This is a genomic window from Pseudomonas sp. SWRI99 (genome assembly GCF_014270125.1).
GTDB classification, from domain to species: domain Bacteria; phylum Pseudomonadota; class Gammaproteobacteria; order Pseudomonadales; family Pseudomonadaceae; genus Aquipseudomonas; species Aquipseudomonas hamedanensis.
Map to the genome: position 1 here is coordinate 192,305 of NZ_JABWQR010000002.1, position 21,837 is coordinate 214,141.

Below are 21,837 nucleotides of genomic sequence, written 5' to 3' on the forward strand. Positions count from 1 at the left end.
GGCGGCGCTACGACTGCGCACACCGGCGTGCTACTGACAGGTGGGGGGTAATGACTGATCTGCCTGGGCTGCCGATTCCCGCACGGCACGACGCCAGCGTTGACCGCTGAATCGACTACCGCGCTGATGGGGGATGCAGGCATGGATACAGATCTTCATTGAGAGATGAAAGCGTGAGCACGGCGGCTCGCGCGAGCTGACTATAACCAGCGCAGGACACAGATTGCAATGACTTGGGCAGAGGGCCGGTAGCGACTGTGCGGCGCTGGGTGATTACAGTGATTGGCGGCTGAACACCTGCTCATTTATTGATCAACGTCGGTGACCCCATGAAAGCTGTCGTTGAAAAGAAAGCATCAGATTCCAAACCCAGAAAGAAGGGAGGAAAGCGGACTTCTGGTGAGTTATCTGAAACGGAAATGAATCGCATCAGGGACGCCCTGGCCAACCCAACCGGTGAAGAGCCAAACGGCGTTCTGGCCGGTTCGTCCTTTTCCTTCCGCTAATAAAAAACCGCTCCAAAGGAGCGGTTTTTATTTCTGGTCCGACTTCAACCAAACAACCAATACCCCAACAACGTCAGCACCAGCACCGCCAACACCGGCCGCATCACGCGGTAGGCCTTGGGATGGCGGCGTTTCCACTGTTTGACCATACCGCTGAACCGGTCGCTGAAACGCTTGCTCCAGGCATAAGCCTGATTGATGCCGCCAACGCGTTCGTCGTCGAGGTTCTGTGGCGCGGTGGCGCGGCCGAGCCAGCCGCTGATAAAGCGGTTGATGCGCGTCATGAAGCGGTTGCTCAGGGGACGTTCGATATCGCAGAAAAGGATCACGCGGGTCTGCTCGGTTTCATTCTTGACCCAATGTACGTAGGTCTCGTCGAACATGACGTCTTCGCCGTCGCGCCAGGCATACACCTGACCGTCGACGAAAATCCGGCAATCGTCGGAATTCGGCGTCGATAACCCCAAGTGATAACGCAGCGAGCCGGCGAAGGGGTCGCGGTGCGGGTTGAGGTGACTGCCGCCCGGCAGCAAGGCGAACATTGCGCCTTTGACGTTGGGAATCGCACTGACCAGCGCCACGGTTTTCGGGCACAGCGCCTCGGCCGATGGCAGCGGTTTGTCGTACCACTTGAGATAGAAACGCTTCCAGCCCTTCTTGAAGAACGAGCCGAAACCGGCGTCGTTGTTCTTCTCGGCGGCGCGTATATAGCCCTCGTCGAACAGGTGCATGGCTTCGTCGCGGATGGTTTGCCAGTTTTCGCGCAGGACATCGAGCTCAGGAAACTTGCTGCGATCCAGATACGGCTTGGACGGCACGCCCGAAAACAGGTACATCAAGGCGTTATACGGTGCGAACAGCGCCGAGTGGTTGACGAACTGACGCAGGACCGGCAAACGCGCCCTGCCGCGCAAATGCACAAAGAGCGTGCTGCCCAGAAACAGCAACAGCACAAACGCCTTGGCGGCAAACGAAAAGGTCATCAACAACTCCTTGAATAAAGACAACGCTGCACAATGCCCTTTACCCGACATGGCAGCCGGCCATGATAAACACTACCGGCCTCGGGAAAAACCCGCCTGACAGAAGATTCAGTATCAAGCGCTGCGCAACAAAGCATTTATTAACATGCGACTCCTGAACCTTGGCTGACCTGCATCAAAAAGCCTGAAAAATCGCAGCCGTCGGCAGCGCCTGTGGCTGCGATCCGCTTTATTGCTGGGTTTCCTGCTCGGTGAACAGGTCACTGAACAACATGCTCGACAGATAGCGCTCGCCCGAGTCCGGCAGAATCACCACGATGGTCTTGCCTTGCATCTCCGGGGTTTCTGCCAGGCGCACCGCGACCGCCATGGCTGCACCGCAGGATATCCCGCACAAAATCCCTTCTTCCTGCATCAGGCGCAGGGCCATGGCTTTCGACTCTTCGTCGGTGACCTGCTCGACCCGGTCAACCATCGACAAATCGAGGTTTTTCGGCACAAATCCGGCGCCGATGCCCTGGATCTTGTGCGGGCTCGGCTTGATTTCTTCGCCTGCCAGCGCCTGGGTGATCACCGGGGACGAGACCGGCTCGACCGCCACCGACACAATCGGTTTACCCGCCGTGTTCTTGATATACCGCGAAACACCGGTGATGGTTCCGCCAGTGCCGACACCGGCGACCAGCACGTCAACCGCACCATCCGTATCGTTCCAGATTTCCGGGCCTGTGGTCTTTTCGTGAATCGCCGGGTTGGCCGGGTTATCGAACTGCGCCGGCATGAAGTACTTGCCGACATCGCTGGCAACGATTTCAGTAGCTTTCTCGATGGCGCCTTTCATGCCTTTGGCCGGTTCGGTCAGCACCAGTTCTGCGCCCAATGCCTTCAGCACCTTGCGACGTTCGATACTCATCGAAGCCGGCATGGTCAACATCAATTTGTACCCGCGCGCAGCGGCAACGAAGGCCAGGCCGATACCGGTGTTGCCTGAAGTGGGTTCGACAATGGTCATGCCTGGCTTGAGTCTGCCGCTGCTTTCGGCATCCCAGATCATGTTCGCGCCGATCCGGCACTTCACCGAGTAACCGGGGTTGCGCCCCTCGATCTTGGCCAGAATGGTCACGCCACGCGGCGCGATGCGGTTGATCTGTACCAACGGCGTGTTGCCGATGGAATGGGCGTTGTCAGCGAATATACGGCTCATGGCTGGGTCCTTGTGCAGCGTTGAATTCAGCTTTTCAAGGTAAGCCTGTTGTCCATCACAGTCCAGTCGGGTCGAACGTCTGCAAATGCCGGCAGTCAATCGCATTGAGTCATCAAGGAACCCTGACCAAGGAACCATCATGAAGCGTCGTTACAGTTGGCCGCTCTGGACCCTCGCCGGGGTCGTTGTGCTGCTGGTCGCCCTGCACATCGCCCTGCCTTATCTGGTGCGCGACTACCTCAATGACAAGCTGGCGGACATGGGCGATTACCGCGGCCAGATCACCGATGTCGATCTGGCGCTGTGGCGCGGCGCGTACAAAATCAACGGCCTGAAAATCGTCAAGGTCGACGGCAAGGTGCCGGTACCCTTCGTCGACGCACCGCTGATCGACCTGTCAGTCAGCTGGCATTCACTGTGGTACGACCATGCCGTGGTCGCACAGGTGCAATTCCTCAACCCTGAGATCAACTTCGTCGATGGCGGCGCCAACAAGAAGAACTCGCAGACCGGTCAGGGCACCGACTGGCGCGAGCAATTGGGCAAATTGTTGCCGATTACGCTCGATGAGGTGCAGATCAACGATGGTCGCGTCACGTTCCGCAACTTCAATTCCAAACCGCCGGTTAACCTGAATGCCAGCAACGTCAACGCCAGTTTTTACAACCTGACCAACGTGGTCGACAAGGAGGGCAAGCGTGACGCCCGTTTCGAAGGCAAGGCCCTGCTGCTCGGCCACGCGCCAATGGAAACCACCGCGACATTCGACCCGCTGAGCAACTTCGAAAACTTCGAATTTCGCCTGCGCGCTCGCAACATCGAGCTCAAGCGCATGAACGACTTCGCCGCGGCCTACGGCAAATTCGATTTCAATGCCGGCCACGGTGATGTGGTAATTGAAGCCAAGGCAGAGAACGCTCGCCTGACCGGTTATATCAAACCCCTGCTGCGCGACGTCGACGTGTTCAACTGGCAGCAGGACGTCGAGAACGAGAACAAGGGCCTGTTCCGCTCAATCTGGGAAGCATTGGTCGGCGGCACCGAAACCGCACTGAAAAACCAGAACAAAAACCAGTTCGCCACCCGCGTCGAACTCAGCGGCAATGTCCACCAGCAAAACGTCAACGCCTTCGAAGCGTTCTTGCAGATTTTGCGTAATGGATTTATCCAGGCCTTCAATGCGCGGTACGAGCGGCCGACGCCGGATGAGGGCTAAGTTTTGCGGCTGACGACATATCGACCAGTGTCCTCAGCCGCTATTGATGAGCGCTGTTGCAGCGAATCCCAGCCCAGACAGGCCAACGCCAGAGAACGTGGCACTGCCTCACGCCCATTGCTGTAACGGCTGATGCTCCGAGCGCTCACACCCAGCGCCTCGGCGGCATCCTTGAGAGAAAGCCCGGTACGGGCTCGCCAGTCGATAAAAATGCGTGTGTTGTCATCCTGCGCATTCTGCGCCAGCGCATCCATGTACAACGTGTCTGCACCAATCTGTATGTCAGGTTGAAGCCATTCGACGATCCAGCCCTCGTCGCCCACTACGGCAGTCGCAAAGACTTCGCGATCAAGCAGTGGTCGCAGACCTGGATAAGTATGAATGTCCATCCCCAGGTCAACTGTCAGTTCCTGACCGTCTATAAAAGTCAGCGCCAACCTGAAATCCGACAGAACCTGCGCGGATCGCAGACGCGGCCGTTTCATGGGTAACATCGTTTCCACTCCTCCAGTAGTTGCGCCTGATGTGCGCCCACCCAGGCCAACGCTTCTTTGACGATCAGCGGCGGGGCCTTGCCCATCATCACTTCAATAGTTTCCAGGCTCAGCATCACATCAACGCCGCCACCGGTAAGGTGGACATGGGGCGGTGGGTGATCCTTCTCCCGCAGTTGAATTCGGTATTTATCGCGAAATCGATATTTAGTAGACATGCCGCAAGGCTATCGCCAAATCGGCGATACCTGAATACTGGCCATCCGCCGAGACTGAGTCAACATGTGACGCTCCATTCAGAGACTGAATAAGCCGTCTGCGTTCACAGTCGACCGGACTGCGCGTTATAGTCGGGCATCCGATTATTTCGCCCCGCCCTGCCCGTAAGGTCAGCGTTACCGTTCGAGGATTAACAGATGAAGTTCGAAGGCACCCAGGCCTACGTCGCCACCGATGACCTGAAGCTGGCCGTCAACGCCGCCATCACCCTGGAGCGACCGCTGCTGGTCAAGGGCGAGCCGGGCACCGGCAAGACCATGCTTGCCGAGCAACTGGCCGAATCGTTCGGCGCCAGGCTGATCACCTGGCACATCAAGTCGACCACCAAGGCTCATCAAGGTCTGTACGAGTACGACGCGGTCAGCCGCTTGCGCGACTCGCAACTGGGCAATGAAAAAGTCCACGACGTGCGCAATTACCTGAAGAAGGGCAAGCTGTGGGAGGCCTTCGAGTCGGAGGAGCGGGTCATTCTGCTGATCGACGAAATCGACAAGGCCGACATCGAATTCCCCAACGACCTGCTGCAAGAACTCGACAAGATGGAGTTCTACGTTTACGAGATCGACGAGACCATCAAGGCCAAAAAGCGCCCGATCATCATCATTACCTCCAACAACGAGAAAGAGCTGCCGGATGCGTTCCTGCGCCGCTGCTTCTTCCACTACATCGCGTTCCCCGACCGCACCACGCTGCAGAAAATCGTTGACGTGCATTACCCGGACATCAAAAAGGATCTGGTCAGCGAAGCGCTGGACGTGTTCTTCGACGTGCGCAAGGTGCCGGGCCTGAAGAAAAAGCCTTCGACATCAGAGCTGGTCGACTGGCTGAAGCTGCTGATGGCCGACAATATCGGCGAAGCGGTGCTGCGCGAGCGCGATCCGACCAAGGCGATTCCGCCGCTGGCAGGCGCGCTGGTAAAGAACGAGCAAGACGTGCAGTTGCTTGAGCGCCTTGCATTCATGAGCCGTCGCGGCTCTCGATAAGGCCATCGTCATGCTGCTCAACCTGTTCAACGAAATGCGTGCAGCCAAGGTGCCGGTGTCGGTGCGCGAACTGCTCGACCTGATCAACGCGCTGAAACAGCGCGTGACCTTCGCCGATATGGACGAGTTTTATTACCTGTCGCGGGCGATTCTGGTGAAGGACGAGCGCCATTTCGACAAGTTCGACCGGGCGTTCGGCGCCTACTTCAACGGTCTGGAGAAACTCGACGATCACTTGCAGGCGCTGATTCCCGAAGATTGGCTGCGCAAGGAATTCGAGCGTTCGCTGACCGACGAAGAACGCGCGCAGATCCAGTCTCTCGGCGGTCTGGACAAGCTGATTGAAGAATTCAAGAAGCGCCTGGAAGAACAGAAGGAACGCCACGCCGGCGGCAACAAATGGATCGGCACTGGCGGCACCAGCCCGTTCGGTTCCGGCGGTTTCAACCCCGAAGGCATTCGGGTAGGCGACGCCGGCAAGCGCCAGGGCAAAGCGGTAAAAGTCTGGGATCAGCGCGAGTACAAGAACCTCGACGACTCGGTGGAACTGGGCACGCGCAATATCAAGGTCGCCCTGCGCCGTTTACGCAAATTTGCCCGCCAGGGCGCGGCGGAAGAGCTCGACATCGACGGCACTATCGACCATACCGCCAAGGATGCCGGCCTGCTGAACATCCAGATGCGCCCGGAACGGCGCAACACGGTGAAGCTGTTGCTGCTGTTCGACATCGGCGGCTCGATGGACGCACACGTGAAGATCTGCGAGGAACTGTTTTCGGCCTGCAAGACCGAGTTCAAGCATCTCGAATACTTCTACTTCCACAACTTCATTTATGAATCGGTGTGGAAGAACAACATGCGCCGCACGTCCGAGCGCACCTCGACCCAGGACCTGCTGCACAAGTACGGCGCCGACTACAAAGTGATTTTCATCGGTGACGCCGCCATGGCGCCCTATGAAATCACCCAGGCCGGCGGCAGTGTCGAGCATTGGAACGAAGAACCGGGTTATGTGTGGATGCAGCGCTTCATGGAGAAGTATAAAAAGCTCATCTGGATCAACCCGTATCCGAAAGACACTTGGGGCTATACCTCCTCGACCAATATCGTGCGGGATCTGATCGAGGACCAGATGTATCCGTTGACGTTGCGCGGGCTTGAGGAAGGGATGCGGTTTCTTTCCAAATAATCCCGCTGGCTGGACCGACGCCTTCGCGAGCATGTCGCGTATTTGCAGCGCTTTGAAGATCGCTAAAAGCTTCGCGAGCAGGCTCGCTCCCACACTGGAACGCATTTACCTGTGGGAGCGAGCCTGCTCGCGAAGCTTTTAGCGATCTTCAAAGCGCTGCAAATACGCGACATGCTCGCGATGAGCCACTTCCTGCACCACCGGCCTCAATCTCACCTTCGCTCCCGGCAGGCACTGCGCCAACCGCGCCAGCGCCAGCGGTGTCAACGCACCCAGTCGCGGATATCCGCCAATGGTCTGCCGATCATTGAGCAACACGATCGGCTGGCCGTCCGGTGGAACTTGCACCGCGCCCAATGGAATCCCCTCGGAAATCATCGGCAAGCCTTGGTAGTGCAGCGTCTTGCCCAGCAAACGTATGCCCATGCGATCGGCGCGGCTGTCCAGCGTCCAGGCACTGTTGAAGACATCAAACAGACTCTGCCCGCTGAACTGACCAATCTGTGCGCCCAGTACCAGCTGCAGAGGTGTGTCCCTGGTGAAATCCGGCCGCAGCGCCAGAGGCACTTCACGCGCCGCCAGCCCTTCCCCGCCATAACCGAGCGTCGCTCCTTTGCCGAGCGGCGAACCCATCCCATCGAGACCGCCCAGTTCTTCGCGCACCACCGTGGCACGGCTGCCCAGCACCTGCGGCGCGGCAAAACCACCGGGCGCTGCGAGGTAGGCGCGAGCACCGAGCAAAGGCTGGGTGAGCCGCAATGTCTGCCCTTTCGCCAATGCGAAACTGCGCCACGGCGCCAGCGGCTGGCCGTCGATTTGCGCGCCAAGATCTGCCCCGGCCAGCGCCAGCAGGCAATCCTCCTCAGCCGTCACGGCGAACCCGCCGAGGGTGATTTCCAACACCGCGGCGTCCAGCCCATTGCCCAGCAGCCAGTTGGCCCAGCTCATCGAACACCAGTCCGCCGCACCGCCCTGGGTCACGCCCAAATGCCGTACGCCAAACCGCCCGGCGTCTTGCAACAGGCACAGCGGTGTGCTCGCTTCAATCGTCAGCCGACTCATGCCCGCGCCCCCAGTGGCGTGTCGTCGCCGCCCAGGTTTACGAATTCGGCGTGGTCGACCGCTTCGAAGCGTACCGTGTCGCCGGGCTGCATCAGGCTGTAACCGTCGCGATGGCGATCGAACAGTTTTGCCGGGGTGCGCCCGATCAGGTTCCAGCCACCGGGCGATACCACCGGATAAGCCGCCGTCTGTCGCTCGGCGATGCCGACGCTGCCGGCGGCGACTTTTTTGCGCGGTGTGTCCAGGCGGGGTGCTGCCAGGACTTCTTCGACCAGTCCCATAAAGGCAAACCCTGGCGCAAAACCGAGGGCGAACACTTGATACTCACGCGCACTGTGGCGACGAATAACTTCCTCCACCGCCAGCCCGCTGCGTTCGGCCAACAGGCTCAGTTCCGGGCCGACACTCAGGTCATACCAGACCGGCAAGACGTGACACTGCCCCGCGGTTCGCGCAGTCTGCGACAGGGCGATCAACGCTTCGGCGATCAATTCTCGCGCCTGAGCCGGAGACAAAACCATCAAATCGTAATGCACCATCAACGTCGTATACGACGGCACCAGATCGATGAGCTGTGCGCCGAACCCCACCCGCAAGCGCTCTGCAGCGGCGAGCATCCATGGCATGTTGGCTTCGGCAATATCGTCGAACAGACGTAGCATCAGGCAGTCCACCGCCACGACTTCGATCCTTGGATTCATGACGCGCCCTGCGTATTCAGGGCTTGGCGGATACGCTGCACGGCGGCCACCGAGCTGGCATTGTCGCCGTGTACGCAGAGGGTGTTGGCGCGCAAGTGCAAAGCGCTGCCATCGGTGGCAATGAGCTCGCCGCCACGGGCGATGGTCAAAGCTTGCGCGACGATGCTTTCAGGATCGTGATGCACCGCGCCGGGCAGTTGCCGCGAAACCAGCCGGCCTGCGCTGTCGTAGGCGCGATCGGCGAAGGCTTCAAACCACAGCGTCACGCCGTGTTCATCGCCGATCTGCTGCGCCGCCGTATTGTCACGGGTGGCCATCAGCATCAACGGCAGACTGCGGTCATAAGCGGCCACGGCCTGGATGACCGCACGCAATTGCGCTGGATTGGCCATCATGTCGTTGTACATCGCGCCGTGGGGTTTGACGTAACTGACCCGCCCGCCCTGCGCCTTGCAGATGCCGTCGAGGGCACCGATCTGGTAATGCAGGATGTCTTGCAGTTCTTGCGCGGAATACGCCATGGAGCGGCGACCGAAACCGACCAGGTCCTGATAGGCCGGGTGTGCGCCAATCTGCACGCCGTGCCTGAGCGCCAGCGCCACGGTTTTGCGCATGATGCTCGGGTCACCGGCATGGAAACCGCAGGCGACGTTGGCGCAATCGATGAAGGGCATGACCTCGGCATCCAGACCCATCGTCCAGCTGCCGAAGCTCTCGCCAATGTCGCAATTCAATAGCAGGCGGCTCACGGTGAACACTCCTGTAGCTGCTTGTCTTTTTAACTGTAGGACAGTGCCCCGCAGGTTATCAGTTACTGCGCGTCGAGTTGTTTGCCGCGCGTCTCTGGCAGGCTCAACGCCGCGAGAATGACCACGCCGTAGGACACCGCCGCGAAGGCACCGATGCCTATGCTCAGCGGCACTTTCTGGCTGAGCAAACCGATCAGCAGGGGAAACAGCGCTGCCAGCGCTCGTCCGATGTTGTAGCAGAAGCCCTGTCCCGAACCGCGAATGCGCGTGGGGAACAGTTCGGTAAGAAACGCGCCCATGCCGCTGAATATGCCTGAGGCGAAGAAGCCCAGCGGAAAGCCCAGCCACAGCATCACACCATTGCTGACCGGCATTTGCGTATAAAGCAAAACGATAGTGAACGAGCCAACCGCGAACAGGATGAAGTTCTTTTTTCGTCCCAACAGATCGGTCAGATAAGCGCTGATCACATAGCCGACGTAGGAGCCGACGATGACCATCGCCAGATAACCGCCAGTGCCAAGCACGCTCAAACCTCGCTCATTCTTGAGGAAGGTCGGTAGCCACGAGGTGATTGCGTAGTAACCGCCCAGCGCGCCAGTGGTCAGCAGCGAAGCGCGAAAGGTCGTGAAGAGCATGCCCGGGGCAAAAATCTCGTAGAACTTCGCTGGATTCTCCGGCGTTTGCGCAGCTTTGGCTTCGCGATAGATTTCCGGATCTTTCACCAGACGACGAACGAAAATCACAAACACCGCCGGCACGATGCCGAGGATGAACAGCGCGCGCCAGGCATCTTCCGGTGGCAACACCGAGAACAGCAGCGCATACAGAATCGCCGTCAGGCCCCAGCCCAGCGCCCAGCCAGATTGCACCATGCCCACCGCTTTGCCGCGATCCTGGGCACGGATCACTTCACCGATCAGCACGGCGCCGGCGGTCCATTCTCCGCCAAAGCCGAAGCCCATCAGGGTGCGGGCAATCAACAGTTGTTCGTAGTTTTGTGCGAAGCCGCAGAGAAAGGTGAAGAAGGCAAACCACAGCACGGTCAGTTGCAGGGTGCGCACGCGACCAATGCGGTCAGAGAGAATACCGGCGACCCAGCCGCCAATGGCCGAGGCGATCAGTGTGCTGGTGTGGATCAGTCCGGCTTCACCGGTGGTGATGCCCCACATTGCAATCAGCGTCGGCACGACGAAGCTGAGCATCTGCGTGTCCATGCCATCCAGGCCATAGCCGATCTTGCAGCTCCAGAAAGTACGGCGCTCCTGCTGATTGATGTTGCGATACCAGTCGAACGGCCCTGGACGTGCCGCAGGCTTGGGTAAAGGGACGGTGTCGGGAGCACTCATGGCAAATCTCCGCAGGTTTTTATTGGTCTTGTTCGTAGCCCCGACGACGCCTATCGTGGGAACCGGATGCGCAGATTTTTCGTCGCTCCGCCCTGCGCCGTCCAACGAATAAAAACCCGCCTTAGGCATAAGAAAAATTTGTCACCCGAGCCTTGCCCATGAACCTGAAGTTTCTCGAGACCTTTGTCTGGGTCGCCCGACTGAAGAGTTTTCGCCTGACCGCCGACAAGCTGTTCACCACCCAGGCGTCGATTTCCAGCCGCATTGCAGTGCTTGAGGGCGAGCTGGGGGTCAAGCTGTTTCTGCGCGATTCGCGCGGCGTCAGCCTGACGCCGGAAGGTCTCAAAGTGCTGGACTACGCCGAGCAGATGCTCGACACCATGGCGGCGTTGAAACAGTCGATCGAGACCCGTTCGAGCAAGGTCGGCCGGGTGCGCATCGGTGTGATGGACACGGTCATCCATACCTGGCTCAGCCCGTTGGTGGCGCAGATCACCGATCTGTATCCGCGGCTGGAAATCGAACTGGTGGCCGATACCGCGCTGAATCTCTGCGATCAGCTGCAAAAAGGCTTTCTCGATATCATTCTGCAGACCGACCTGGTACGCCATGAAAGCGTGCGCAGCCTGGAATTGGCCAGCCATCCGCTGGGCTGGATTGTCGCCAGCAACTCGATCTACAACCGCGACTACGCCGACCTCGCCGAACTGGCGCAGGAGCGGATCATCACCTACTCGAAAAACTCACGACCGCACCAGGACATACTCGCGCTGATGCAGGCCAACGGCGTCATGGCGCCACGCTTGAACTGCGTCAACTCGGTGTCGGCGATTACCCGATTGCTGCGTGATGGTTTTGGTATTGGCGCGCTGCCACCGGTGCTGGTAGCCGAGGAACTGGCGCGCGGAGAGCTGACCTTGCTCGACATCGATCAGCAACCGGCGAACCTGCCAGTGGTGGTGTCGTGGCGGGTCGGGGTTGAGTGGGTCGAGGAGATTGTGACGTTGTGTCAGCAGGTGCTGGCGGGATATGCGCACAAGATGGGCAAGGACTACATCACCCTCACCGACTGACCACACTTGTGGCGAGGGAGCTTGCTCCCGCTCGGCTGCGCAGCAGTCGTCATCCGTTTATGGCTGTGACTGAGGAATAACGCTCGGGAGCGCTTCGCACTCCAGCGGGAGCAAGCTCCCTCGCCACAGCGCAATGTATAGGCCTCAGAGACCGCGTACGTCGCGATCTTCGATCGGCCGGCTCTGGCGCAGACGCCGGCCACCGAGCACCACCCAATCGATCAGGCGGAACAGGCATTCAATGCCGAACGACAGCAGCAACGCCCCGCTCATGCCCCAGATCATCGCTTCGGGCGTCAGCAGAATCTGATAGCTGTAGCCATTCCAGGTCTCCTTGCGGATGTCCGGATCGGCGGCCAGTACCACCTGCAGGAAGCGGATGTACCACGGCCCCTGCATCGCCTGAAACTGTTTATCCAAGGTAACCTGTCGGGTGAGCAAGGTATTCAGGCTGTCGGCATCGCTGCGAAAGATCGGGTCTTCACTGGCCCGGTAATGCGCAACCAATGCCTGCATATCGCCTTTGAAAAACTGCTCGGCCGTGCCCTGAAAACCACGCAGGCCGGTCTGCGCTTCGATCAGGTGCGCCTCGACGCGCTTGGCGTAATCGTTGATGAACCCCGGCACCTGGACACCGATCAACAGGCCCGCCGCAAACAACACCAGCCGTACATAACTGAGCAACATGAGGTGCAATCCTTATTCGGTCTTGCCCTGGCTTACGCATTCACCGCGTCGCCACAGGCTCCATTGGCCCGGTTCGTAGCGGGTCCAGGTTTCGTTTTCGGTCAAAGGCTCGGTGGCGATAACGGTGACCACGTCGTTGGGCGTGGTTTCGGCCTGGAAATCGACGATCACATCGACATCCTTCAACCGCGCCGGGCCGAACGGGGCACGCCGGGTGATCTGTGCCAGTTTGGTCGAGCAATAACAGAACAGCCAGTCACCGTCGCTGAGCAGGCAGTTGAACACGCCCTTGCTGCGATACTCGGCGCAGGCAGCGACCAGATCGGGCAACAGCGCTTCGATATCGACCGGCTCCGGAAAGGCTGCGCGCACACGGTTGAGCAAATCGCAGAAGGCCGCCTCGCTGTCGGTATCGCCGACCGGGCGGTAGAAACTCTTGATCGGGGTGAAATCGGCGAGTTGGCCGTTGTGCGCAAAGCACCAGTTGCGCCCCCACAGTTCGCGCACGAACGGATGGGTATTGGACAGGCAGACTTTGCCGACGTTGGCCTGGCGGATGTGGCCGATGACCACTTCACTCTTGATCGGATAGCGCTGCACCAGATTGGCGACTTCGGACTCGCTGCTCGCCGCCGGATCCTGGAACAGGCGCAGGCCACGGCCCTCATAGAAGGCGATGCCCCAACCGTCGCGGTGCGGCCCGGTGCGACCGCCGCGCTGCATCAGGCCGGTGAAGCTGAACACAATGTCGGTCGGCACGTTGGCACTCATGCCCAGTAATTCACACATGTGCGGACTCTCGGATTACAGACGCGGCTCGACCCGCATGCGCTGCGGATTGCTCGGTACCGGTGGGCGACCGTAACGGTCATCACCGGCCGCGCCGAACGGCTGGTCGTCGTCACGCTCATCGGCGCGGGCCGCCGCCCTGGCGCTTTCTGCCTGTTCGCGGCGGGCTTTCGACGCGCGTTCGAGCGGGAAGCGGATCAGCACGAAGATCAGATACAGACCGAAAGCGATCATGCCGTACATGAACAAATCGGAAACCGCCCGCCAGGCGTTATTGCCCACCTTGAAGGCGAGGTCCAGCGCGGTGATGGCGACCGACGGCGCGACCTTGGCCTTCACCGGGTCGACGATGGTCGGGCTGAACAGCAAGACTGCCATCAGTACCCGCAGCGGTTCACGCAGCCAGCGCCACATCCAGGTGGTCAGGCGCATTCCTACCAACAGGCAGCCCACAGCGGCAAAGGCGTAGAGGCCCCAGGCGATCAGATAGTCGTTCTCGGTCATGGTGTCCATGGCAAGGCAGGCAAAGAGACGCTTATAGTAACGACTTTTCGCCCATGCGGCTTGTCCCAATACCAGAGAGTCCGCTGCGATCCCTGTGGGAGCGAGCCTGCTCGCGAAAGCGGTGTGTCAGGCTACGATGTTTCAACTGACAGTCCGCTTTCGCGAGCAGGCTCGCTCCCACAAGGGCTGCGGCGCTTTCAAGACCCGCGAAAAACCTGATTCCGATTATTGTCCGAGAGCCTTCCATGCCCCAATCCGCCAATGCCATCACTGCCCCGATTGCCCACCGGGCCGCCGGCGTCGACCCGTATGCCTGGCTGCAGGAACGCGACACCGACGCGGTGCTTGAGTACCTCAAGGCCGAAAACGCTTATCAAGAGGCGCAGACCGCCGATCAGGCCGAGTTGCGCGAGCGCCTGTTCGAAGAGATCAAGGGGCGGATTCTTGAAACCGACCTGTCCCTGCCGTCGCCGTGGGGGCCGTATCTCTATTACACGCGTACCACGGCCGGTGACGAATACGCTCGGCATTACCGCTGCCCGCGTCCGGCGGACGACAGCCTGACGCTGGACGAAAGCCGCGAGCAACTGCTGCTCGACCCGAATGAGCTGGCCAACGGTGGCTTCTTTTCGCTGGGCGCGTTCAGCATCAGCCCCGATCACCAGCGTCTGGCCTATAGCGTCGATGCCTCGGGCGATGAGGTCTACACGCTGTTCGTCAAGGAACTGGCCAGCGACAAGGTCAGCGAACTCGAATTCGCAGACTGCGACGGCAGCATGACTTGGGCCAACGACAGCCTGACCCTGTTTTTCGGCGTGCTTGACGACACCCACCGCCCGCACAAGTTGTTCCGCTACCGCCTCGATGGCACCGCCGCCGAAGAAGTCTTCCACGAAGCGGACGGGCGCTTTTTCCTGCACTGCTATCGCGCCAGCTCCGAGCAGCAATTGCTGCTGTCGCTGGGCAGCAAGACCACCAGCGAAGTCTGGGTACTGGACGCCAATCAGCCGCACCTGCCGTTCACGTGCCTGGCGCCACGGGTTGAGGATCACGAATACGATGTCGACCACGGCCTGCTCGACGGCGAGTGGACCTGGTTTATCCGCACCAACCGCGACGGTATCAACTTCGCCCTGTATCAGGCGCCGGATACCGGTGTGCCGCCGAGCGAGGCCGACTGGCAGAACCTGATCGCGCACAGCGACGAGGTAATGCTCGATGGCGTCAGCCTCAACACCCGGGCCATGACGCTGAGCCTGCGCGAAGGTGGCCTGCCGATCATCGAGGTTCACCCGCAGGGGCTGGCGCCGTATCGCGTGCAATTGCCGGACGCGGCCTACAGCCTTTATGTGCAGAACAGCCTGGAATTCGAGAGTGATCGCATTCGCCTGCGCTACGAAGCGTTGAATCGTCCGGCCCAGGTGCGTCAGTTGATCCTCGCCACTGGCGAGCAAGCCGTGCTCAAGGAAACTCCGGTCCTCGGCCCGTTCGACGCCGATGCCTACGTCAGCCAGCGCCTGTGGGCGAGCGCCCCGGACGGCACGCAGGTGCCGATCAGCCTGGTCATGAAACGCGAGATGGTCGGTCAAGCGGTGCCGCTGTACCTGTACGGTTACGGCGCGTACGGTTCGAGCCTCGATCCATGGTTCTCCCACGCGCGCCTGAGCTTGCTGGATCGCGGCATGGCGTTCGCCATTGCCCACGTGCGGGGCGGCGGTGAGCTGGGCGAAGCCTGGTATCGCGCCGGCAAGCAGGAACACAAACACAACACCTTCAGCGACTTCATCGCCTGCGCCGAGTTTCTGATTCTCAATGGCATCACCACAGCGGAACAACTGGCGATCAGCGGCGGCAGCGCCGGGGGTTTGCTGATTGGCGCGGTACTCAATCAGCGTCCGGACCTGTTCGGCGTGGCGATTGCCGAAGTGCCGTTCGTCGATGTGCTCAACACCATGCTCGACCCCGAACTGCCACTGACCGTGACTGAATACGACGAATGGGGCAACCCGGAAGAACCGGAGGTCTATGATCGGATCAAGGCTTATGCGCCGTATGAAAACGTCACCGCGCAGGATTATCCGCCGATGCTGGTGATCGCCGGCTACAACGACAGCCGCGTGCAGTATTGGGAAGCGGCCAAATGTGTGGCAAAACTGCGCGCGACCAAGACCGACGACAATCTGCTGTTGCTCAAGACTGAGCTGGGCGCAGGCCATGGCGGGATGAGCGGGCGCTATCAGGGATTACGTGACGTAGCGCTCGAATATGCGTTTGTGTTCAAGGTTTTGGGGATTGCCTGAGGAACTCTGTCGGTGGCTTGGGTCTTAACACCAGACCCGAGCCACCGAAGATCCAATGTAGGAGTGAGCCTGCTCGCGATAGCGGTGTGTCAGCCAAAGTGATTTTGAATGACACACCGCTATCGCGAGCAGGCTCACTCCTACAAGGGACTGTGTAACGCCTAAAAATGTGAAATCCAAAAGACCGCATCGACATGTCAGAACCGACTCTACTGAACAACGAAATCCGCGACTGGCTGATGGACTGTGGCCTGTTCGATCAATTGCAACTGGCCGATTTCGCGGCGGCGTCCGGCTATTTCAGCATCAGCACGGTGGCTGAAGGCGAGGCGATTTTCCGTGAGGGCGATGCCGGCAGCTTCATGTGCATCCTCCACACCGGGCAGGTCGCCGTGCAGAAAACCGGCGCCGACGGTCAGGTCATCACCATGGCCACGCTGCGCAGTGGCCGCGCCTTCGGTGAGATGGCCGTGCTCGATGGCGAACGCCGTTCGGCCACCTGCGTCGCCGCGAGCAACTGTCAGTTACTGAACCTGGGCAAGGACTCGCTGGAAAAAATGCTCAACGACGCGCCGAAGATTGCCGCCAAGATCATCCGCGCCCTTGCCGTCTCGCTGTCCAGGCGCCTGCGCATGGCCGACGGTCAATTGGCCGCGCAGCAGGTTTAGCCGCCAGGGGATTTGGCCTTGCCGCTGTTCGGCTCGAGGCCCGGCACCGGCTGATCCTTGCTCGGCGGGCTGGGCATTTCGATCGGCACCAGCGGCGGACTGCCACTGCCGGCGCCCGACTTGGGCAGGGTAATCGGGGTGATCTGTGGATACGGAGTGGGCGTCGCGGTGCCGGGCGAGCCGGGCTGCGGCGTCGGGCTGACCGGAATGCTTTGCTGGGCCTGCACTGCAGTAATCGCGAGCGCGGCCAGGGTAATGACCGTTAGAATGGTGCGCTTCATCAAGGGCTCCGTTTGGCCTTAGTCTGTGTTCAGGCTACTCCCAACGCGCCTGCTTGCCTTCCCCCCTTGTAGAGATTTCCATGAAACGTTTCGTTCTGCTCGACACCACGCCGATCCCTGAAAGCGGCGGTGCCCTGTGCCTGTTCGAATATGGCGAGGATTTCGTCATCAAGATCCAGGGCGGCGACGGCGGGCAACTGATGAATACGCGCATGCACGGTTCGGAAGACGCACTGGCCGAGATTCCGTGCCGCAAGGTCGCCGGGCGGCCGAATTCGCGCGTGCTGATCGGCGGGCTGGGCATGGGCTTCACCCTAGCATCGGCGCTCAAGCACTTGGGCAAGACCGCCGAAGTGGTCGTCGCCGAACTGGTTCCCGGCGTGGTCGAGTGGAATCGCGGTCCGCTCGGCGAGAAGTCCGGTCGTCCGCTGCTCGATCCGCGCACGGTGATCCGTCAGGACGATGTCGCCAACGTGCTGCAAAGCGAGCCGAGCGGCTTTGACGCGATCATGCTCGATGTCGACAACGGCCCCGAAGGCCTGACCCAGAAAGCCAACAGTTGGTTGTATTCCGCCGCCGGCCTGAATGCCTGTGCCAAGGCACTGCGCCCCAAAGGCGTGCTCGCCGTGTGGTCGGCCAGCGCCGACCGGCAATTTTCCGACAAATTGAAGAAGGCCGGTTTCAAGGCCGAAGAAGTCCAGGTCTTCGCCCACGGTAACAAGGGCACACGGCACACGATCTGGATTGCCGAGAAGCTCAAGGGCTGAGCTAAACTCTGCGCATAACCGTCATCCGTCTTTTTTACAAAGGTGAACCCATGAGTTCGTCCACCCCCACCAACACGTCGAAACTGGATCGCATCCTTGCCGACAATCAGCGCGACAAGGAAATGGGCTACCGCGACAAGGCCCTGAAAATGTACCCGCACGTGTGCGGCCGCTGCGCCCGTGAATTTTCCGGCAAGCGCCTGAGCGAACTGACCGTGCATCATCGCGACCACAACCACGACAACAACCCGCAGGACGGTTCGAACTGGGAGCTGTTGTGCCTGTACTGCCACGACAATGAACATTCGCGTTATACCGACCAGCAGTATTTCGGCGAGGGCTCGCTGAGCACGCCGAAGATTGCCAAGGCGACGCATAATCCGTTTGCGGCCCTTGCCGGGTTGATGAAAAAAGAAGACTGATCTTCATCGGCTGAACTGGCCCCATCGCTGGCAAGCCAGCTCCCACAATGATTTGTTCGCTCACAAATTTTGTGAACGCCCGAGATACCTGTGGGAGCTGGCTTGCCAGCGATAGGGCCAGAGCAGACACCACAGATCTCAAGTCTGCCCGCCCTCCCCCAATCCCCGTATAATCGCCCTCTTTTTCCCGAAGGCACCCCGCTCGTGGCAGACAAACGGTACAGCTGCATTGGTTTGTATAACCCCAAATCACCGGAGAACGTCGGTTCGGTGATGCGCGCCGCAGGCTGCTACGGCGTGGCGTCGGTGTTCTACACTGGCAAGCGTTATGAACGCGCCGCCGACTTCGTCACCGACACCAAACGCGTGCACTACGACATCCCGTTGATCGGCATCGACGACCTGAAGAAGATTCTTCCGCTCAACTGCGTGCCCGTGGCCGTGGAACTGGTCGAAGGCGCCCGCCCGCTGCCGGAATACACCCACCCCGACCGCGCCTTGTATATCTTCGGCCCTGAAGACGGATCGCTGGATAAAGAGATTCGCGACTGGTGCGAAGACGTCGTGTACATCCCGACCACCGGCTGCATGAACCTCGCCGCCACGGTCAACGTCGTGCTCTACGACCGCATGGCCAAGGGCTTGAACACCCGCTCCGGGCCAAAATTCCGCTGAAACGCCGCACATCCGATGGAACGAGCTGAGCGCCCCGGCAGTCAGCTTATCTATCAATCGCACACTGCCTGGAGATAGATCATGAGCGAGCTCAAACGCGTTGAACGCATCGAAACCACCCCGTTTCAGACGCCATCGCAGCAGAACGTCCACGGTTGGGAACGCATTGGTTCGTTGACTGGCGGCGTGATCATGCTCGGCAAGGGCCTGCGCCGCGGCGGCGTGTTCGGCTTGATTCAGGTCGCGCTCGGCGGCATGGCGGTGGCCCGTGGCATTACCGGCCATTGTTCGGCGAAGAGTCTGCTGGAGAAAAGCCGTCAGGACATGAATAACGTGCGAGCGAAAATCGAGCGGGCCGGGGAAGAGCTGAACAAGCTGAAAACCAATGCCGAGGTGGCCACCGAAACGGCAACCGTCACCGGCAATGATTCGCTGGCTTCGCCGAAAGCCGGGGTTTGATCCGGGATCTGTAGCGCCGCTGATGGCCTCTTCGCTGGCAAGCCAGCTCCCACAGGGTTTTGGGTTGTACCCGAAATGGATGCACGCCGCAAAAACTTGTGGGAGCTGGCTTGCCAGCGATAGCGATCTGACTGAAGCGAGAGAATGTCAGCCCGCGCGAAAGATCAGATGATCTTCCCAGTCATCCTCCGGCACGCTGCCTTCGGCAAGCATGCGTCCGGACTGGGAAATCCGCTCATGGTGCACCGCGTCGCGGTCGCCACACACCAGGTGATGCCATAACGGCAGATCCTTGCCCTCGCTGACCAGACGATAACCGCAGGTCGGCGGCAGCCATTTGAATTCTTCAGCCTGCCCCGGGGTGAGCTGGATGCAATCCGGAACGAACTGCATGCGGTTCGGATAATCGCTGCACTGACAGGTTTTCAGGTCCAGCAGTTTGCAGGCGATGCGCGTGTAATAGACGCTGTTGTCTTCCTCATCCTCAAGTTTTTGCAGGCAGCACAGACCACAGCCGTCGCACAGCGATTCCCATTCCTCGTGGTCGAGTTGATCGAGGGTTTTACGTATCCAGAACGGTTCGACTTTGGCGGCCATGGCTCAAGCATCAACATCAGGTGGTGAAAAGGCGGCCAGTCTAGTGCCAGCGAACGCGGGGGCCAAGCGTTGGCGACTGTCGGTAAATCCGCTTGTCAGCCCCGGCGCCGCCCAGTAGGGTTTTTCGACGAACTTCTTATCCAACCGTTGCAAGGAATCCGTGCATGAGTGCCAACCCTCGCGTTGCCGATTACGCCATTCACCCGCAGTTCACAGACCGCTGGTCGCCGCGTGCCTTCACCGGCGAAGCGATCGAGCAAGAAACCCTGCTGAGCTTCTTCGAAGCTGCGCGCTGGGCGCCGTCGGCGTACAACTCGCAGCCGTGGCGCTTTCTCTACGCACGTCGCGATACACCGAACTGGGAGCGTTATCTGGGCCTGCTCAATGAGTTCAACCGCAGCTGGGCGCAGCACGCCTCGGCGCTGGTGATCGTCATTTCCAAAACCACCTTCACCGCACCGGGCGCGACCGAAGAAACCCCGGCACTGTGGAGCACGTTTGATACCGGTTCGGCGTGGGGCCATCTGGCGCTGCAAGCGAGCCTCAGCGGCTGGCACACCCATGGCATGGCCGGTTTCGATCAGGAGTTGACCCGCCAGGAACTGAACATTCCCCAGGAGTACGCCCTGCACGCAATGGTGGCGGTGGGCAAACTGGGTGACAAGGCAACGCTGGCGGAGTACCTGCAAGCCCGTGAAACGCCGAGTCCGCGTCGTCCGTTGAGCGAACTGGTGGCGGAAGGCGACTTCACCCTCTGAGACCGTAGTGGCTGATCGTTCCCAGGCTCCGCGTGGGAGTGCCTCACGGGACGCTCCGCGTTCCAATGGGACGCAGAGCGTCCCCGGCTGCATTCCCACGCGGAGCGTGGGAACGATCAGCGCCCTCTTCGCGAGCAGGCTCGCTCCCACAATGGGACGGGCGGTCGATCAATAGCCGCGGGTAAAATCCACTTCCCCACGCAACGCCTCACACGCTTCATACGCTTTCAGATTCTGCACAAACAAATCCACCATCAACGCCGGTGACGTCGGCGCCGAGCTGTGCCCGGTCAGCAGCAAGCCCCAGGCGGTCCAGAACGGATGGCGTTGTGGCAACGGCTCCTGACGGCAGACGTCGATCACCGCGCCCGCCAGGTGCCCTTCTTTCAACGCCTCGACCAGATCGGCATCGACCACGGCGACACCGCGCCCGGCATTGATGAACAACCCGGTCGGCTTGAATTGCCTGAACAGCGCCGCGTCGTAGATATCGTGGGTGTGTTCGGTGTTGGGCAACAGATTGACCACATAATCCACCTCGCCCACCAGTCGCGGCAGATCAGCCATCGAACCGACTTCGACAAACGGTGCCTGTTGCCGGGCACTGCTGGCGATGCCGTACAACTCGATGCCGAACGGCAACAGAAATTGCGCCACGCTCTGGCCGATGTCGCCCGTGCCGACGATCAGCACTTTGCGCCCGGCCAGGCTCTGGCCGCTGCGGTTGTCCCACTTGCGCTCGACCTGGCTGACCAGTCGCGCGAGTACTTCGCGCTCGTGGCCGAGAATGTAAGTGAGGACGTACTCGGCCATGACCTGACCGAAAATCCCCACCGCGCGGGTCAAGCGGTAATCGCGGCGCAAACCGTCGGCGAGCAACGGCGTGATGCCAGCCCAGGTCGATTGCAGCCATTGCGGTTGATGGCCCTGACGCAACAGGGTGGCCAGCAGATCCGGCTGGCCCAGCCACACCGGGCAATCGGCGGCCTGACGGGCCAGCTCGGCGGAATCGCCGCTGGTCAGGACTTCAACTTCAGGCAGTGCCTGACGCAGCAGCCGGGCGTATATCGCGTGGTCGTGTTCGGCAATCAGAACGCGCATCTTCAAACCTTTCGCAAACCGAGCAGACGGCCGCCAGACTC

The 21,837-nt window shown here is 60.2% G+C and carries 26 protein-coding genes; 12 read left to right on the top strand and 14 right to left on the bottom strand.

From position 1 onward, the window contains the following. The first annotated feature begins 329 nt into the window (after positions 1-329). The gene (locus HU743_RS02480; protein WP_186634534.1) at positions 330-506 is read left to right on the top strand and encodes a hypothetical protein; all 177 of its coding nucleotides are present in this window, start codon (positions 330-332) and stop codon (positions 504-506) included. 44 nt (positions 507-550) lie between these two features. Here the strand turns inward: HU743_RS02480 and HU743_RS02485 are convergent, their stop codons facing one another. Beyond that, positions 551-1,489, bottom strand: coding sequence for an aspartyl/asparaginyl beta-hydroxylase domain-containing protein (locus HU743_RS02485; protein WP_186548796.1), 939 nt, complete (start codon positions 1,487-1,489; stop codon positions 551-553). A 229-nt stretch (positions 1,490-1,718) separates the two neighbouring features. Further along, a complete protein-coding gene (gene cysK, locus HU743_RS02490) occupies positions 1,719-2,693 on the bottom strand; it encodes a cysteine synthase A (RefSeq protein WP_186646702.1) in 975 nt (324 codons plus the stop codon). Positions 2,694-2,832: 139 nt separating this feature from the next. Here cysK and HU743_RS02495 point away from each other — a divergent pair, with 139 nt between their 5' ends. Next, a complete protein-coding gene (locus HU743_RS02495; protein ID WP_186646704.1) occupies positions 2,833-3,909 on the top strand; it encodes a DUF748 domain-containing protein in 1,077 nt (358 codons plus the stop codon). On the opposite strand, the gene HU743_RS02500 is transcribed toward HU743_RS02495, so the two are convergent. Together HU743_RS02500 and HU743_RS02505 are read right to left on the bottom strand one after the other, a co-directional pair. After that, positions 3,906-4,403 (bottom strand): helix-turn-helix domain-containing protein, encoded by a 498-nt coding sequence (locus HU743_RS02500; protein ID WP_186646706.1) that lies wholly within the window; start codon positions 4,401-4,403, stop codon positions 3,906-3,908. The two genes, HU743_RS02495 and HU743_RS02500, sit on opposite strands and share 4 nt — an antisense overlap. After that, the gene (locus tag HU743_RS02505; protein WP_186634531.1) at positions 4,391-4,621 is read right to left on the bottom strand and encodes a DUF4160 domain-containing protein; all 231 of its coding nucleotides are present in this window, start codon (positions 4,619-4,621) and stop codon (positions 4,391-4,393) included. Before HU743_RS02505 ends, HU743_RS02500 begins: the two co-directional genes overlap by 13 nt. Positions 4,622-4,819: 198 nt before the next feature. On the opposite strand from HU743_RS02505, the gene HU743_RS02510 reads away from it, so the two are divergent. Both HU743_RS02510 and HU743_RS02515 read left to right on the top strand, forming a co-directional pair. Continuing rightward, positions 4,820-5,665: a MoxR family ATPase gene (locus tag HU743_RS02510; RefSeq protein WP_186548802.1), complete on the top strand. Its 846-nt coding sequence runs from the start codon at positions 4,820-4,822 to the stop codon at positions 5,663-5,665. A 10-nt stretch (positions 5,666-5,675) separates the two neighbouring features. Beyond that, positions 5,676-6,854, top strand: a complete 1,179-nt coding sequence (locus tag HU743_RS02515) for a VWA domain-containing protein (RefSeq protein ID WP_007956512.1) — start codon at positions 5,676-5,678, stop codon at positions 6,852-6,854. Positions 6,855-6,992: 138 nt separating this feature from the next. Here the strand turns inward: HU743_RS02515 and HU743_RS02520 are convergent, their stop codons facing one another. The 4 genes from HU743_RS02520 to HU743_RS02535 form a co-directional block, all read right to left on the bottom strand. Then, complete coding sequence (locus tag HU743_RS02520; RefSeq protein WP_186646708.1) at positions 6,993-7,916, bottom strand: biotin-dependent carboxyltransferase family protein; 924 nt, start codon at positions 7,914-7,916, stop codon at positions 6,993-6,995. Next, positions 7,913-8,617 carry a 5-oxoprolinase subunit PxpB gene (pxpB, locus tag HU743_RS02525; RefSeq protein ID WP_186646715.1) on the bottom strand — a complete coding sequence of 235 codons (705 nt, stop codon included), beginning with the start codon at positions 8,615-8,617 and terminating at the stop codon, positions 7,913-7,915. Before pxpB ends, HU743_RS02520 begins: the two co-directional genes overlap by 4 nt. Beyond that, the gene (locus tag HU743_RS02530; RefSeq protein WP_186646717.1) at positions 8,614-9,366 is read right to left on the bottom strand and encodes a 5-oxoprolinase subunit PxpA; all 753 of its coding nucleotides are present in this window, start codon (positions 9,364-9,366) and stop codon (positions 8,614-8,616) included. The genes pxpB and HU743_RS02530 overlap by 4 nt, the downstream gene beginning before the upstream one ends. 62 nt (positions 9,367-9,428) lie before the next feature. Further along, the gene (locus HU743_RS02535) at positions 9,429-10,715 is read right to left on the bottom strand and encodes an MFS transporter (protein WP_186646719.1); all 1,287 of its coding nucleotides are present in this window, start codon (positions 10,713-10,715) and stop codon (positions 9,429-9,431) included. A 158-nt stretch (positions 10,716-10,873) separates the two neighbouring features. Here HU743_RS02535 and HU743_RS02540 point away from each other — a divergent pair, with 158 nt between their 5' ends. Continuing rightward, entirely contained in the window at positions 10,874-11,788 is a 915-nt protein-coding gene (locus HU743_RS02540) for a LysR family transcriptional regulator (RefSeq protein ID WP_186646721.1), read from the top strand. Between the two features lie 144 nt (positions 11,789-11,932). Here the strand turns inward: HU743_RS02540 and HU743_RS02545 are convergent, their stop codons facing one another. Genes HU743_RS02545 through HU743_RS02555 form a run of 3 tightly spaced genes read right to left on the bottom strand, consistent with a single transcriptional unit; the run spans position 11,933 to position 13,777 of the window. Then, positions 11,933-12,475 (bottom strand): DUF2937 family protein, encoded by a 543-nt coding sequence (locus HU743_RS02545; RefSeq protein ID WP_186646723.1) that lies wholly within the window; start codon positions 12,473-12,475, stop codon positions 11,933-11,935. Positions 12,476-12,487: 12 nt separating this feature from the next. After that, entirely contained in the window at positions 12,488-13,264 is a 777-nt protein-coding gene (locus HU743_RS02550; RefSeq protein ID WP_186634495.1) for a class II glutamine amidotransferase, read from the bottom strand. A gap of 15 nt (positions 13,265-13,279) precedes the next feature. Beyond that, on the bottom strand, positions 13,280-13,777 hold the full coding sequence (locus tag HU743_RS02555; protein ID WP_186634492.1) for an MFS transporter: 498 nt from the start codon (positions 13,775-13,777) through the stop codon (positions 13,280-13,282). 236 nt (positions 13,778-14,013) lie between these two features. Between HU743_RS02555 and HU743_RS02560 the strand changes: the two genes are divergently transcribed. Together HU743_RS02560 and HU743_RS02565 are read left to right on the top strand one after the other, a co-directional pair. Next, on the top strand, positions 14,014-16,068 hold the full coding sequence (locus tag HU743_RS02560) for a S9 family peptidase (RefSeq protein WP_186646725.1): 2,055 nt from the start codon (positions 14,014-14,016) through the stop codon (positions 16,066-16,068). 194 nt (positions 16,069-16,262) lie between these two features. Then, positions 16,263-16,736 (top strand): cyclic nucleotide-binding domain-containing protein, encoded by a 474-nt coding sequence (locus HU743_RS02565; RefSeq protein ID WP_186646726.1) that lies wholly within the window; start codon positions 16,263-16,265, stop codon positions 16,734-16,736. Here the strand turns inward: HU743_RS02565 and HU743_RS02570 are convergent. Further along, a complete protein-coding gene (locus HU743_RS02570; protein WP_186646727.1) occupies positions 16,733-17,017 on the bottom strand; it encodes a hypothetical protein in 285 nt (94 codons plus the stop codon). The genes HU743_RS02565 and HU743_RS02570 overlap by 4 nt on opposite strands. 80 nt (positions 17,018-17,097) lie before the next feature. Between HU743_RS02570 and HU743_RS02575 the strand changes: the two genes are divergently transcribed. The 4 genes from HU743_RS02575 (at position 17,098) to HU743_RS02590 (ending at position 19,340) form a co-directional block, all read left to right on the top strand. Further along, the gene (locus HU743_RS02575; RefSeq protein ID WP_186634486.1) at positions 17,098-17,784 is read left to right on the top strand and encodes a hypothetical protein; all 687 of its coding nucleotides are present in this window, start codon (positions 17,098-17,100) and stop codon (positions 17,782-17,784) included. A gap of 50 nt (positions 17,785-17,834) precedes the next feature. Next, positions 17,835-18,206 (top strand): YajD family HNH nuclease, encoded by a 372-nt coding sequence (locus tag HU743_RS02580; protein ID WP_007944009.1) that lies wholly within the window; start codon positions 17,835-17,837, stop codon positions 18,204-18,206. A gap of 204 nt (positions 18,207-18,410) precedes the next feature. Next, positions 18,411-18,881 (top strand): RNA methyltransferase, encoded by a 471-nt coding sequence (locus HU743_RS02585; RefSeq protein ID WP_007911337.1) that lies wholly within the window; start codon positions 18,411-18,413, stop codon positions 18,879-18,881. 81 nt (positions 18,882-18,962) lie between these two features. After that, on the top strand, positions 18,963-19,340 hold the full coding sequence (locus HU743_RS02590) for a DUF2892 domain-containing protein (protein ID WP_186646728.1): 378 nt from the start codon (positions 18,963-18,965) through the stop codon (positions 19,338-19,340). A 147-nt stretch (positions 19,341-19,487) separates the two neighbouring features. Here the strand turns inward: HU743_RS02590 and HU743_RS02595 are convergent, their stop codons facing one another. Further along, positions 19,488-19,937, bottom strand: a complete 450-nt coding sequence (locus HU743_RS02595) for a YcgN family cysteine cluster protein (RefSeq protein ID WP_064594159.1) — start codon at positions 19,935-19,937, stop codon at positions 19,488-19,490. 164 nt (positions 19,938-20,101) lie between these two features. On the opposite strand from HU743_RS02595, the gene HU743_RS02600 reads away from it, so the two are divergent. Then, a complete protein-coding gene (locus tag HU743_RS02600; protein ID WP_186646730.1) occupies positions 20,102-20,695 on the top strand; it encodes a nitroreductase family protein in 594 nt (197 codons plus the stop codon). Between the two features lie 168 nt (positions 20,696-20,863). Here the strand turns inward: HU743_RS02600 and HU743_RS02605 are convergent, their stop codons facing one another. Next, complete coding sequence (locus HU743_RS02605; RefSeq protein WP_186646732.1) at positions 20,864-21,796, bottom strand: D-2-hydroxyacid dehydrogenase; 933 nt, start codon at positions 21,794-21,796, stop codon at positions 20,864-20,866. Positions 21,797-21,837 lie beyond the last annotated feature (41 nt).